The following is a 13,782-nucleotide window of genomic DNA, read 5'->3' on the forward strand; positions in this document are numbered from 1 at the left end:
AGAAAACCCGGATAACCGGAATTACGGAGTGGGGCGAATTTTGCTGGCACTGGAGCAAAGAGGCGTGAACGCCAGTCGCTCCACCGTGCGGCGCGCCATGAAAAAGGGAGGGTTACTGAAAGCACCGTGGATAGCGTTCATTATTAGGCGGTTGTCTTTTGCAGGACGCCCCTGCTTTTTATATTTATCCAAAGTAAATATAATCCTTGATGCGGTTCCATTCTTCATCGCTTCATTCATATCGTCTTCTTGTTGTTGCCATTTACATCACCGCATTTATTATACCATATTTGTGCATCTTTTCTTTTTCAAACACGCCCTAATACGCTTTATATACTTCAAATGTAAATTAAAACTTTTTGGCCATAAATAGGTGATAGAACTAATTATTGCCGATGAGGTGCTCCAATAGACTAAGGAACTGACGGGGTTTGTTGTCTGTGTAATGCAGGCGATAAGCCCTTTAATTTTACCTTGATACAAGGTTGTTAGTATCGCCAAGATAGTTTGCGACCGAAAAAAAGTCTTGATGTGGAAGACTGCGAGGCCGTTTATCCAATCGTCTATTATTGGGTACAAGGTAAACATAATGAGCAGCTTGAATTCAGCCTTGAATTGCCCTGCTTGCTCATTTAGCGATGTATGAGTGCTTACAATATGGGCACTTAGGATAATCTATATCGTGCTTTCTTCCACATTCAGGGCAAATCCTTTGCGCAATTTGATTTCCCCCTTTTAAATTATCTAATGAATCTAATTTCTCTAACTGCTTTTTTTTAAAACGATATAACTTAGCTTTTTTTAAGTAAACTATTCCAAACCATATACAAATCAAAATAGCTACCCCAAAAACAACTGTAATGACGATAAAGTTAAATAAAGGAGAACCTTCAGTAAATGTAACCACAGAATAAGGAGTATTGCTGAGAAATAAAAATTTTATAAGAAAACAATAGAAAATGATTAAACCTGCTGCTTGAATAAACATCCAGATAGTGAGAGGCATAGCATTACCTGAAGCTTTAATGGCGGGGGGTGTTTTTCCTGTGCCTACATAATATCCAGGATTAAACTGATTATTCTGATATTCAATCATTTCATCTATATAATTATCCTCTGTCTGTTGTTCTTCATCAAAGGAATCTTTCTCGGAATTTTTATCTAAGCTGAAATCATTGTCCTGTTTTGACATTTATTCCACCCACCTATTATATAAACAATATGAATTTGTACTGATTATTCATTATTCCGCAACTGCGAAGTTCGATCACCATATTCAATTTTCCGGTTCGTTCATAATATGATCAGCAAAGTGTATAGGAACCCATTCCTTCGTCTTTGAGTGCCATGGAAAAGAATTTCCGCATAGCATTTGCAAGATACGCAGGGTCTTTGGTGCCGGCCGTTTCATAAGGAGAATGCATTGCCAGCTGTGCGAGACCTATATCCACTGTATTCAAAGAAATATGTGAGTTGGAGATATTACCCAGCGTAGAGCCGCCAGGCATATCCGAACGATTAAAGAATTCCTGATAAGGCACGTTGGCCTTTTCACAGATGGCTTTGAAAATGGCTGCCGAAACTGAGTCAGTGGTGTACCGCTGGTTAGCATTATACTTGATCACAATACCGCAGTTCATGCGAGGACGATTTACAAGGTCGGCCTTATCCGGATAGTTTGGATGCACCGCGTGTGCATTGTCTGTCGAGACCATGAAGCTGGAAGCAATGGCAGTGCGGTTCTGTTCCGCTGTTCGACCGCAGGCAATTCCAATGCGTTCCAATGTATCAGAAAGAAAAGTGGAATCAGCTCCCTGCTTTGTGCCGCTGCCAACTTCCTCGTTGTCAAATACTGCAAAGACGGGGACGCTTTTTTCATTTTCGTCTGCATCCAGAAATCCGCGAAAATTGGCATAACTACATTCTAGATCATCCAGACATCCGGCGGAAATAAATTCGTTATGAGCTCCCCAGGTAGTACCAGGTGTGCGGCTGTAGAGGAACAGATCACTGCCGGCGATAGCGTTTCTTTCGACTTTTGCACTTTCTGCTATAATATCCATAAAGGTCTCTTTGACGCCAAAATCTCCCAGGATGGGCAGCATATCGTTCTGTGGATTGTATGAATGACCCTCGTTGGCATGGCGGTCCATGTGGATGGCCAGACTCGGGATCATCACAAAGTCGCGGTCTACGTTTACCAGCTTGCTTATAAATCGGTTGCCCTTGCGGAGCATCAATTTGCCGGCAATGGACAGGGGACGGTCAAACCATGGTGCGCACAGCATGCCGCCATACTTTTCGACGTTTAGTTTGACATAGGTATTCTCCACACCGATTTCAGGATTTTCTTTGACTTTAAAGCTGGGGGAATCACTATGAGACGCGGCAATCTGATAGCCGGTAAAGTCTTTCCGGGAGACCCGAAAAGCTATAATTGAAGATTCGTTACGTGTCACGAAATATTTTTCACCCTCTGTGAGGGACCAATGGTTTCCTTCTGAGAGCTCCGTATAACCAGCTCCCATGAGTGTGCGGCGGACATTGTAAATTGCATGGTAACAGGTCGGACTCTTCTGAAGAAAGCTCAGAAGATCGGTCGTAATGCTTTCATACATTTTTAATCTACCTCTTTATTTGCTGTCTTTATCATATATTAATATACGAACTATATGCTCATAATCTTTTTGGCAGAGCATGCGAATACATATACAATGCGTCGGTGCTTCCAATCGATATATTTGCTCGATTTTAAATACTCTTCGATCGAATTGGAAAGCAGTATCATAGTCTTCACCTGTTTGCATTATATAAAATATATGCTGTTTGCAAGCACTTTTATATGGAATCAAGTAAACAAACTGAGAAGTTCGGGAAATACTCTGGGCTTCCCATTATCCCGCTTACATGTAGTACTGTATATTGGCCAATAAGAATTTAATAATCAATGTACGCGATTGTCGCAATCATCCTTAATTTGACATACAGGATGCTTGCTACATTGGCAGGAATAGTAACTGGCATCGTAATAAAGCCACCAAAGCCAGTCACGAATCCCAATGCAGAACATTTTGCTACTTGATACTTCTCCAAAAGAAAACCAGGGCGAAAAGTTACTCCGGGGGCGAAAATCCGGAAGGGAGATAAGAATATATTTTATAAAATAATAGAGTACAAACATAGCCTATAGCACCACATACCAAGCCGATGACTTTGTGCAGTACACCGGCTGATTGCATTTTATTATAGTATCTATCAAGATGAAGCTTTTCCTCATATTTCAGCATAACTTTCTCCTTACAAAATACATGCTTCAGCCGGTCGCTACTTGCTTTGTAAATGGCATAAACATGAGGCAAAGTTGAGTACCCCAAGATTGAACGGCGGAGCTGTTCTACTTTCTGGCAGAGAAACTGACGGAAAAGCTCGGCGCGGAGGACTTCCAAATCGCGTTGGAAAAAAAGCTGTAAGGCAAAGCACTGGAATCAGCAATCAACCACAGTGTCGGCACCTTCTCTTTTTGCAGCAATCGCCGCCGGGATCGCCACGTGCCCGCCTTCGACACAAAGCACGTCACAGGAACACCTTGCGATTCGTCTTCAAACGATGAACCATCAATACTAGATTTCTTCACTGCTTACGAAAAGCGGAAGATAATTCATACCGGTGGACATATGCTTTCCCATATCAAGGATATCTTTTAATAAGACATCCTTATTTTCTTTTACAAAAGATTCACTTCCGCGAATACTGATTGCTGCGATAAATTTTTGTTTGGAAACAAAAACAGGTACTGAAATACAGTAAAAGTCTGTAAAAAGATCGCCAGGCAAAATGCAATAGCCATTGTGACGAATCTGCTGCAATTGCCTTTTTAAAAGTATTTTATCTGTAATGGTATGCGAAGAATAGCGGGTTAAATTTTCCTGCTCAAAGAATTTGTTCTGAAATTCGGGCGAGGCATATGCCAACAGGACTTTTCCGAGTGCAGTCGCATGGAGCGGAAAAGGAGTCCCTGCTGTTACAAACGATTCATTGGTTCCTAGTACGCTTAAATAGACCCCTTTCATCGAGTTGCCAAAAGTACCGAGACTTAAATTACACATTGTATATTTTTTCAAAAGGGAATAGCTGCAAGATTCAAAAAAGCGCGTTGCGGGATTCTGTGACTGAAAAAGCATCCCAAGTTCAAACAGCTTACTGCTCAGCTGATATTTCCCATCAGCGGATTTCTGCAGATACTGATGGTATTCCATCGTACGAAGCAAATTATATGTCGTTACCTTATTAATATTAAGTTTCCGACTGATTGCCGGAGGGCTTAGAGGAATTCCATAACGTGCCAAAAACTCAAGTATTTCAAATGCTTTATCTAAAGATCGATTTGTCGCCGTATGTTTTTGATTCAAATCATCATTCATATTTTACCTCTCTGTTTTGAGACCCTTATATTTTGTATTATTAAACTTTTTGCTATCAGTGTCAACTCAATTTTAAGAAACTAGAGAAACAATGTGGCCGATACACACAGACCAAAGTCGCCGAATTATTTAAAAGCACTGTATTCAGAAAATAAATAGTCAATAAATTGTGCAGAAGCATAATATATTAAAATTTAGTATAGATTTTTAAACTATTAATATAAAAATATTGCATCTGAAGGTTAGAACAACTTATGATGTGTTCAAGGAGGTATCAATATGGTATTGACACAAGAGCAGATCGAAGAGCAGGGAAAGCTCCACTTTGAAGCAATCAAAACCCGTAAACTCCTTACGCCACCGAGTTATCTGTACCCGGATATGGGTTACGACGATGCTTATGCGATAGCAAGCGCGATGGTGAAAGAGTATCAAAAAGCAGGATTTACGGAATCCGGCAAAAAAGTGGGGCTAACTAGCAATGTCATGAGAAAGCACGCTGGAATCTCGGAACCTGATTATGGAATAATCTTTCACGAACTGTGCTATTCAAACGAAAGCGATGTTGAATTTGAAAAATTCGCGCAACCTTTAATAGAAGCGGAACTTTGCTTTAAATTGAGTAAGGATCTGCAAGGCGAAAGTATCTCGGTAGAACAAGTGCTTGCGTCGACAGAATATATCGTGCCGGCACTCGAAATCGTCGATATTCGTCAAAAAATCGACAATCCTCGGAAAATCTTCGATACGGTTGCCGACAACGCTTCTTTCGGCGCTTATGTTCTGGGCGACACCCCGATTAAGCCTTATCAGATCGATTTGGGTCTTGTGGGCTTTGTTTTCGAGCATAACAATCATCAGGTTGAGGTCTCCTGCGGTGCCGCCGTTCTTGACCATCCTGCGAAATCCGTCGCATGGCTGGCAAAGCGTTTTACGCAACTGGGCAACCCATTAAAAGCGGGCGAGATGGTGATGTCCGGCTCGGCCATCACCATTCTCGCGGCTCAAAAAGGGGACAATTTCCGTTGCCGATATGGGAGACTTGGCGAAGTGTCGGCTAATTTTGTGTAATCGCATGAGAGGTGAATAACGATGAAGACTTCAACTGAATTACTGCGCGCACTTGCGGAACAATCATTGCGGGGAGAACGCGAAGCCCGCTCGATTGACCAGTTTTACAAAACATACCCAGACATGGATTTGCACGATGGTTACGCAGGACAGAAAATCCGGGTAAAGATGATGGAAGCCGAAGGTTACCAGCGTGTGGGCGCCAAATTGGGAGGAACCAGTCTGGCGAAAAGCAAACAGATTGCAACCGATTTGACCGCGGGCAAATTTGTTCCGCGAAAAGCTCCCAAATGCGGCATTTTGATGAATTACATGCGCTTAGGCGAAAATGAGGATTTGAAGCTGCAGGAACTAATCCACCCTAAGCTGGAAGCTGAGCTTGCCTTTGTCCTGAAAAAAGAGCTTTATGGTCCTTATATTACCGCTCCGGATGTCATGATGGCAACCGCTTTCGTCACTCCGGCGTTTGAAATCATCGATAGCCGTTTCCACGATTTTAAAATGGGCGGCCAGTCAGACGCGCTGATTGACAATTTATCATCTGCGCGGTTTAAATTGGGTTCCGTCTGCAAAGACCCTTTCGAGGTTGACATGGTCGGCATGGGTGTCAGAACGAGCTTTAACGGCTCCTATACCGGCTACAGTGCCACAGGCGCGGTCATGGGGCACCCGGCGAGAGCGGTTGCGTCGCTTTGCAAAACGCTTTATGAAGAGATGGAGATGGGGCTGCCGGAAGGGGCCATTATCCTGACAGGAGCAATCTGCGCTTCTCATGTTTTGAATCTAGGCGACGAAGTTGTTTCGGACTTTGAAGGATTAGGGTCTCTGCGTCTTTGTGTTGTCTGACTAGACCCGCTCTGCCCTATTTTTTGTAAGGAAGTTTAAATAGATATGAAAATTTTGGGTATTTCAGCCGGCTCTAAGAACGGCAATAACGATGCCATTTGCAAAGAAGTGTTAATGGGGGCGGCGGAGTGCGGTACTGAAGTGGAGTTCATACGCCTTTTAGACCTGGAATTAAAGCCCTGCACGGGATGCAACGCATGCTTGAAAAGCCTGAACGCCGGGGGGGACGGTGCATGTCCTATCAAAGATGATTTCGAATGGCTGCGAGAAAAGGTTCTGGACGCGGATGGAATCGTCTTTTCCGTTCCCGTATTTGAAAAAGGCGCTGCAGGTGTATTTCATATCATCCTGGACCGTTTTGGGCCGCGGCACGACCGCGGAACAAATACGGCCAGCATGAACATTGCGCGGAAAGTCGGCGGTACGGGGCCAGATCTCCGTGTTCTCCGGGATAAGCCCGTGGCTTTTCTGGGAATGGGAGGAACCAATTACACTTCCCGTTTTCAGTGCGACTGCGCGATGCTAGCAGCACACCTGATGTGGACCGTCGTAGAAAACAAAGTGTACAACTGGACAAAAGTTTTTGCAATGGAGGACGAAAAAGTAGCTCATGCGCATCAGACCGGGATACGGCTGGCAGATGCCGCCGCGGATCTGTCAAAGGCAAAATACTACGGTGACCAGGGAATGTGCCCGCACTGTCATTCGAGAAATTTCTATTTAAATGATCAGGCGCCACACGCGGTGTGCTGCCTTTGTGGAATAGAGGGTGAGCTAAAGATAGAAAATGGAAAAATGCGGTTTGAATTTGCTCCCGACCAACTGTGCCTCGCGTCGGACACTATGGAGGGGAAACTTCACCATGCGGCGGACATTAAGTCCAATCAGGCTGTAAGAATGGCCATGCGCCGATCGGACACGTTTCAGGAAAGTCAGCAAAAATACATTCATTATTTAAAAGCATTCGTTCCTGACCGTTAATTCAATTCTGTATGATTAATACAGAATTGAATTGCAGGAAAGCCCGCGCTTTTTTTATATCCGCTTTTGCAGCTGACCGGAAAGGGGAGTCCGGAAAGCTGTTCACCATAACGAAGATAAAAACAGGAGAAATTGGGAAGGAAGTAAATGAATGATTACTAATACTTGGCTGATTTGGGGATTTATCGTCGGTTGGGCAGGACTGTCCATATGGCTGGCCAACAATACAAAATGGGGCGGCTTTTTGGGGTTCGTTAACATGGGACTCTTAGGAGGGCTGATTCTTTCCAATTTGGGAGTTGTTCCCATAAAGTGTGCCACATATACCGTCGTGGACAATTACTTTGTCCCCGTAGGCATCGTCCTGATGCTTTTCATGTGCAATCTCCGCAAGCTGGGAAAATGCGGGCCAAAAATTGTCGGCTCTATGGTAATTGCGGCGGCATGTATTTTCTTTGCAGGCGTTGCCGGAGGGATCCTTTTTGACCTTGGTAATGAAAGATGGAAGTTTGTTGCCGTTTCCGTCGGCGATTTTGTCGGTAATATGCAAACCGCGGCGGGTGTCGCCACCAGCGTGAAAATTTCCAGTGCAAATATGACATTCTTTACGGCGGCTACCGCCATCCCTTGGGTGATTTACAGTCTGCTTTCGTACATGGTTGGAAAAAGCTTTGTTCCCAAATTTCTGACCAGCTATAAAGACATTAATTCCGGTATGACTTTGACGGCGGAAGAACACGCCGCAGCTTTGGAAAAATTGAACAGCAAAATGGTTTCCTTAAACATCAATGAAACCGCCATCGTTTTTGGCGCTGCGGTTGCCATTGCGGCTGTCGGCAACTGGCTGGGAGAACTCACGGGATTTTACTCTATTATTTTTTACTCAACTATTGGCATCCTTGTCGCAAACTTTACGCCGATTCACAAGTTTGTAGTCAACGACTATCTTGCCTCTTTAATATTCGCCATGTATATGTTTAAGACCGGATGTGGCGCCCACTGGAGCAAACTCATCACAGTGCCTTGGCAGTTGTTCCTCTATCTGATCTTTATTTACATTGTTTCTTCGGCTTTGCTGATCCTGGTCAGCAAGCTGATCAAGATGCCTTGGGAATACGGACTCATGGCACACATGGCCTGCATCGGCGGACCGGTTTCCACTCCTCCTCTGGCCAAGGTTTACGGCTGGAGTGATTTGGTTCTGCCCGGCATTATCATTGCGATCCTTGGACAAGCATGCGGCGCGTATGCAGGCGTGTTGGGTGGTGCAATTGTTCAGATGCTTGGCTTTTAAATATCCAGTCAGGAAACACCGCCATAGTGTTCAATACATAAAAAGGAAGGACTCTGACTTATGGCTTTTATCGTACACTGCTATGATCTACTGATTAAGAACGGAACTGTGGCTGATCCTGCAAATGGGGTCAGCAAAAAGATGGATATCGGCATTTATGCTTCCAGAATTGCCGACGTCTTCGAACCGGGAACATTGCCCGGGAAGATTTGCGCAGCAGAGGTGATCGATGCAAACGGAATGTGCGTCGTACCCGGCCTTGTGGATGGCCACACTCATGTTCTGCCTGGCCTGCGCTTCAGCTATCCGATTAAGGAACTTTGGAAACGCGGCATTACCGCCTGCATCGACATGGGCAGCCAGACTTCCGCGTCGTTTAACCGCTCCCGTCATCTGATCGACGAGGCTCCCTGTGTGATAAACGCATGCCTTGGTCTGTCAAGCATGTCGGAAACCCAGGGTGAAATCCCCAGGTACACGATTTTGGACCGGGAGGTCGACAAGGAAAAGATTAAGGAACTGTTTGAAATCCATAACGATGTACTGGTAGGCATCAAGGTTTTTATCGGCCACAATGATTCCCCTACTGCCGAATTGACTCATGCAGTCATGAAAAAGGCGCGGGAAGTCTGCGATTATGTCGGATGCCGCATGTTCGTGCATGTCGCCAATCCGGACGTCAAGCTGCCCGAGTTGATCGGCTATTTTAACGCCGGGGATAATTTTACCCACACCTACAATAAAGGAAACATTCTGAATGAAAAGGGCGAAGTCTATCCGGAAGCATGGGAAGCCAAAAAACGCGGCGTTCTGTTCGATTCCGCGCGCGGCTCCCGAAACTGGAGCGCAGAAGTGGCAAGGACCGCATTCGCCCAGGGCTTTACCCCCGACGTGATTACGGACGACCTGACGGCGCTGAGCAACGATCCGCAGACCAGCCGCCTGACGGTCCATATGTCCGAGTGCATGGCGATGGGCATGAAATTTGAAGACGTTTTATATCATGCGACAAATGTCCCCGCAAGCTACATGAAGGGCGTTCAGGTGGGTGTGAAACGCAGTCTGCCCGCAAATATTACAATTTTGGAACTCCAAAAAGGTCCGCATGATTTCATCGACGCTTTCGGTGAACATTATGAAGGGGATACCTTTATCGTGCCGCGTTCCACTATAATCGGCGGCAAAGTGATGTTTAATGAGATTAAGACGGATTATTGATCGTAGGGAGGTCCTTTTCTATGCCTTTTGTTACTCTTTATCTGCGCAAAGGCTGTGCGGATGACGCGCTTGAAAAATCTATGCGCGAAATTACCAGCGCGGGCGCAAACACTTTGGAGAATACGCTTGAGCGCATGGTCCGGGTCAGCGTTTACGAAGTAGACCCGGAACGCGTTTACTGCGGCGGCAAAAATACCGCCGCAATCCAGCCGACGGTTCTGTTCCGTGTTGGTCCCGGCCGCAGCGCGGAAGCTAAGCTGTCCTTTATGAACCAGATTTCGGACATCCTTTCGACAAATTTAGGCTGCCCCAAAGAGAATATCCACGCCTATGTGTTGGATAATGAAAAGGGACACCATTTCTGCATCGGCGGCAAACACAAAGATTTCAGCAAGAAGGTGAAATAACATGCCTATTATGTGCAGTGTTCAGCTGCCTGAGGGGAAAACTCAGGAGCAGATTGAAAAAGCGCTTGCCGATGTCGCTTCGGTCCTGATGAAAGATTTCTGCGCCGAAGCGAATCAGGTTCGCGTAATGATCGACGAGCTCCCCAGAAACCGTTACATTGCCGGCGGTGTTATGGCTTATGACATGCCGGATTTTAATGGCAAGGGAGAGTAATCGGAATGCGTAAAAACATTGCAAAGCAAAAAATGATATCCGGATCCTGCATCTTCGGCGCGTTTGCCAACGGTCTGAGTCCGGAAATGATCGAAATCATGGGACTTGCCGGCTTCGACTTCATCACCATTGACAGCGAGCATGCTTCCTCCTCGGTGGAACTGAACCGAACGTTGATTACAGCGGGTGAAAGCAGAGGCGTAACCATGTTTACGCGGGTTACCAATAAGGATCAATCCACGGTTCTGCGAAATCTCGATGTCGGCGCGCAGGGAATCCTTGTCCCACAGGTAAACAGCAGAGAAGAGGCGGAAAGCATTGTCCGCTCCAGCAAATATTTCCCCGAGGGAATGCGCGGCGTCGCGACGCCGCGTGCCGCGGATTACGGCATGAATTCCAGCATAACCGAGTATATGGCCAATGCCAATCAAAACCTGCTGATTGCGGTACAGTGCGAAAGTACCGCTTGTGTAAAACATTTGGATGAAATCGCATCCGTGCCTGGAATTGATGTGATTTTCATCGGGCCTTTTGATCTTTCTCAATCTCTTGGAGTCCCCGGCAAGGTATTCGGAGAAGAAGTCGGAGAGGTGATTGAAAAGGTGCTGGCCTGTACGAAAACGCATGGAAAGTACGCCGGAATTTATACCGGTTCTGTAGAAATGGCAAAGAAATACAGGGACATGGGATTCCGATATATTATCGTCGGTACGGACATCAAGTATTTCAGCAGTGCCTGCAAGCAGGCTGTGCGGGATCTAAATTCCTGATTTTAGGAGGTTTCATGAAAGATTTTACTTTTAAAATTCCTCAGGATATTGTTTTCGGAGTTGGAAGCTTGAAGAAACTCCCTGAAATTCTGAAGAAAATCGGTTCAAGCCGGGTTATGGTGGTATCGGATCACAGCCTGGAAAAGTTGGGCGTGGTCAAAAAGGTCACTGATATTTGTGAAAAGAATGGCATATCATCCTGCGGGTTTCTTGACGTGATGCCCAACCCGACCGTTGACTGCGTCAACGAAGCGGTTAAGCTGTATCAATCCTCCGGAGCGACAAGTATGATTGCTCTGGGAGGAGGCAGTCCTATGGATGTCGCCAAAGCAGCCGGCGTTGTCGCTGCCCACGGCGGAAAAATCACGGATTATGAAGGCGCGCATCTTATCCCTGGCCCTATTGTTCCCATCATCGCGATTCCCACAACCGCGGGGACCGGAAGTGAGGTAACGGCGTTTTCTGTGATTGTCGACAAGGCGCGCAACTATAAGCTGACGGTTTTCAGTTATGAACTGATTCCTCGGTTTGCGGTTCTGGATCCCAATCTTATTATGACGCTTCCTCCGGCAGTAGCCGCGTCAACCGGCATCGACGCCATGATCCACGCAATAGAATCTTACCTTTCACGCGACGCTTCGCCCTTTTCCGACGCGATGGCAGAAAAAGCGCTGTCATTGATTGGCGCAAACATCCGAAAATTTGTCGCATGCCGACAAAACGAAGAAGCCGCTTGTGCTATGATGACTGGGTCCATGTTTGCAGGCATTGCGTTCGCTTGGGCAAGATTGGGCAATGTTCACGCCATGTCGCATCCGGTGAGCGCTTTCTTCAATGTTCCTCATGGTGTGGCAAACGCAGTTATTTTGCCGACAGTTTTAGAGTACAACGCCCTTGCAGATGACGGAAGATATGAAGAGATTTTTAATTACATCAAAAAGGGCAACAAGTCCTGCAAAAGTTTTGTTCCTCAGATGCTGGTTGATGAAATCAGGGAATTGTTAAACGATTTGAGCATCCCCATGCACCTTTCCGGCTTTAATGTCACTGAGGATCTGTTCCCGCAGATGGCAGAAGATGCAATGAAAAGCGGAAATATTTTCGCCAATCCAAGACAATCCACTCAGGCCGATATTGAAAATCTTTACCGCAGATGCCTGTGAATCCTCTGTTATTGCGGTAAGCATCCTATCGTATCCAAGGGGTCATCCGGTTTCGTCAGATCAATTTGGCGCTCATTTATAAACATATGTTAATGCACAATTAAGGGCAAAATACTGCTACTGCATGAGGGACCTCATTGCAAGTCAGTGTTTTGCCTTTTTTCTTTGCAGACCAAGCTGTCGCATGATATTTGTTCACGATTCAAATTATTTGCTATGATATGTCTTTCCTAACTTCGTATAATTGCTAAAATACGTCATTGCCAGCTCCTGGGCGGCAGCCCTAGCCTTGTCCGGCAAATACTTCCTTCCACCATTATATTCTCACAAAACAGTAAATTCAACGAAATATGCCAAGAAAAACATATAAAAGCGGAACCAGTTCCGCTTTTCATAAAAATGGACGCCTCCGGCTTTTATCCCGGAAGCGTCCGTTACTCTTTTCTATTCATCTTTACATCGGGACTCTCGCCAGCTCCGGCGGTACCCGGTTCAGCAGCTCCATGGCGCTCTGCGCATCTTCCAGCCATCGGTTTCTTCCATTCCCGTCAAGAACAACCGGCATCCGGTCGTGAACATCCTGCATGGAGAAATTGGCGGCGGTCGTGAGAATCACAAATCTCTTTTCGCCCTGAAATTCATCGTACAGCCCGGCCATATAGAGCGCGTCGGTTCCGGGCAGATTAAACTGATATTTCACCTTGTTCGCGTCATGCGACCATTCAAAAAAGCCGGTGGAGGGAATCACGCATCTGCGGGAAGGGAGACACCTCCGGAACATGGACCGTTCCCGCACGGTTTCCACCCTCGCGTTGATGATAACGCCCTTGTTATATCGGTGCGGAAAGCCCCACACAATGGCTTCGGGCGTAACGGCGCCCCGTTCCCGGATTAAAACCGGCGCTTTGTCCGTCGGGAAAATCTCTCCGGTTTGAAACGTCTCGTTCTTTCTCTGCACTTCTTCCAGAATCTCGCGGATCTCTTTCAGATCCGGGTCGCTGAACAGAACGTATCTGCCGCACATGTTTTTTCACCCCGCGTTTTGTTTTGCTTCGACAAACCACCGGTCCTGCTCCCGCCAGAGATACTTTTCCCGGCCCTGAATCCGGCAGGTGTAGCGAATTCCCGCGCCGCCTGCCTTGAGCGACGCGGCGGGCCGCGCATCCAGCACCCGGTCGATTTCATACATCACTCCGTCCGCCCACCAGATCGCGAGGGGGAGCAGCCTGCCGTCCTCGTAAAAGCGCGCGATCACATCGACATATCGTTTACAGGACATTCAGATTTCCCCCTTAAAAGTATCCGACCGGATGAATCGTGTGGTCCTTCTTCGGATCAAAGCCGGAGAGCTGCCGGTCCGTCAGCAGAACCGCGGGCTGCACCGCAAAACTCCCGAA

General features: G+C 46.4%; 14 protein-coding genes and 1 pseudogene. 10 read left to right on the forward strand and 5 right to left on the reverse strand.

Annotated elements, in window-relative coordinates; all coding sequences use genetic code 11:
* Positions 1-115: pseudogene (locus ACLQ3M_RS00240) on the forward strand (IS3 family transposase); the annotation flags it as partial.
* Positions 116-628: 513 nt separating this feature from the next.
* On the opposite strand, the gene ACLQ3M_RS00245 reads toward ACLQ3M_RS00240, so the two are convergent.
* The 3 genes from ACLQ3M_RS00245 to ACLQ3M_RS00255 form a co-directional block, all read right to left on the reverse strand.
* On the reverse strand, positions 629-1,192 hold the full coding sequence (locus ACLQ3M_RS00245) for a hypothetical protein (RefSeq protein WP_411675710.1): 564 nt from the start codon (positions 1,190-1,192) through the stop codon (positions 629-631).
* Positions 1,193-1,304: 112 nt separating this feature from the next.
* Positions 1,305-2,618, reverse strand: coding sequence for a M18 family aminopeptidase (locus ACLQ3M_RS00250; protein ID WP_411675711.1), 1,314 nt, complete (start codon positions 2,616-2,618; stop codon positions 1,305-1,307).
* A gap of 1,002 nt (positions 2,619-3,620) precedes the next feature.
* The gene (locus tag ACLQ3M_RS00255) at positions 3,621-4,421 is read right to left on the reverse strand and encodes an IclR family transcriptional regulator (RefSeq protein WP_411675712.1); all 801 of its coding nucleotides are present in this window, start codon (positions 4,419-4,421) and stop codon (positions 3,621-3,623) included.
* Between the two features lie 279 nt (positions 4,422-4,700).
* On the opposite strand from ACLQ3M_RS00255, the gene ACLQ3M_RS00260 reads away from it, so the two are divergent.
* The 9 genes from ACLQ3M_RS00260 (at position 4,701) to ACLQ3M_RS00300 (ending at position 12,385) form a co-directional block, all read left to right on the forward strand.
* A complete protein-coding gene (locus ACLQ3M_RS00260) occupies positions 4,701-5,492 on the forward strand; it encodes a 2-keto-4-pentenoate hydratase (protein WP_411675713.1) in 792 nt (263 codons plus the stop codon).
* Between the two features lie 21 nt (positions 5,493-5,513).
* Positions 5,514-6,338: a 2-keto-4-pentenoate hydratase gene (locus ACLQ3M_RS00265; protein WP_411675714.1), complete on the forward strand. Its 825-nt coding sequence runs from the start codon at positions 5,514-5,516 to the stop codon at positions 6,336-6,338.
* Positions 6,339-6,383: 45 nt separating this feature from the next.
* Positions 6,384-7,319, forward strand: coding sequence for a flavodoxin family protein (locus tag ACLQ3M_RS00270; RefSeq protein WP_411675715.1), 936 nt, complete (start codon positions 6,384-6,386; stop codon positions 7,317-7,319).
* 151 nt (positions 7,320-7,470) lie between these two features.
* Positions 7,471-8,613 (forward strand): DUF819 family protein, encoded by a 1,143-nt coding sequence (locus ACLQ3M_RS00275; protein WP_411675716.1) that lies wholly within the window; start codon positions 7,471-7,473, stop codon positions 8,611-8,613.
* 60 nt (positions 8,614-8,673) lie between these two features.
* The gene (locus ACLQ3M_RS00280) at positions 8,674-9,831 is read left to right on the forward strand and encodes an amidohydrolase family protein (RefSeq protein ID WP_411675717.1); all 1,158 of its coding nucleotides are present in this window, start codon (positions 8,674-8,676) and stop codon (positions 9,829-9,831) included.
* 20 nt (positions 9,832-9,851) lie between these two features.
* Positions 9,852-10,238, forward strand: a complete 387-nt coding sequence (locus ACLQ3M_RS00285) for a tautomerase family protein (protein ID WP_411675718.1) — start codon at positions 9,852-9,854, stop codon at positions 10,236-10,238.
* A gap of 1 nt (position 10,239) precedes the next feature.
* Positions 10,240-10,452: a tautomerase family protein gene (locus ACLQ3M_RS00290; protein ID WP_411675719.1), complete on the forward strand. Its 213-nt coding sequence runs from the start codon at positions 10,240-10,242 to the stop codon at positions 10,450-10,452.
* A gap of 5 nt (positions 10,453-10,457) precedes the next feature.
* Complete coding sequence (locus ACLQ3M_RS00295) at positions 10,458-11,222, forward strand: HpcH/HpaI aldolase family protein (protein WP_411675720.1); 765 nt, start codon at positions 10,458-10,460, stop codon at positions 11,220-11,222.
* A 14-nt stretch (positions 11,223-11,236) separates the two neighbouring features.
* Entirely contained in the window at positions 11,237-12,385 is a 1,149-nt protein-coding gene (locus tag ACLQ3M_RS00300; RefSeq protein ID WP_411675721.1) for an iron-containing alcohol dehydrogenase family protein, read from the forward strand.
* A 454-nt stretch (positions 12,386-12,839) separates the two neighbouring features.
* Here the strand turns inward: ACLQ3M_RS00300 and ACLQ3M_RS00305 are convergent, their stop codons facing one another.
* Together ACLQ3M_RS00305 and ACLQ3M_RS00310 are read right to left on the reverse strand one after the other, a co-directional pair.
* The gene (locus tag ACLQ3M_RS00305; RefSeq protein ID WP_411675722.1) at positions 12,840-13,409 is read right to left on the reverse strand and encodes an SOS response-associated peptidase; all 570 of its coding nucleotides are present in this window, start codon (positions 13,407-13,409) and stop codon (positions 12,840-12,842) included.
* Positions 13,410-13,415: 6 nt separating this feature from the next.
* Positions 13,416-13,664: a hypothetical protein gene (locus ACLQ3M_RS00310; protein ID WP_411675723.1), complete on the reverse strand. Its 249-nt coding sequence runs from the start codon at positions 13,662-13,664 to the stop codon at positions 13,416-13,418.
* Between the last annotated feature and the right edge of the window lie 118 nt (positions 13,665-13,782).

This window comes from Caproicibacter sp. (assembly GCF_046707225.1).
Lineage (GTDB): Bacteria > Bacillota > Clostridia > Oscillospirales > Acutalibacteraceae > Caproicibacter.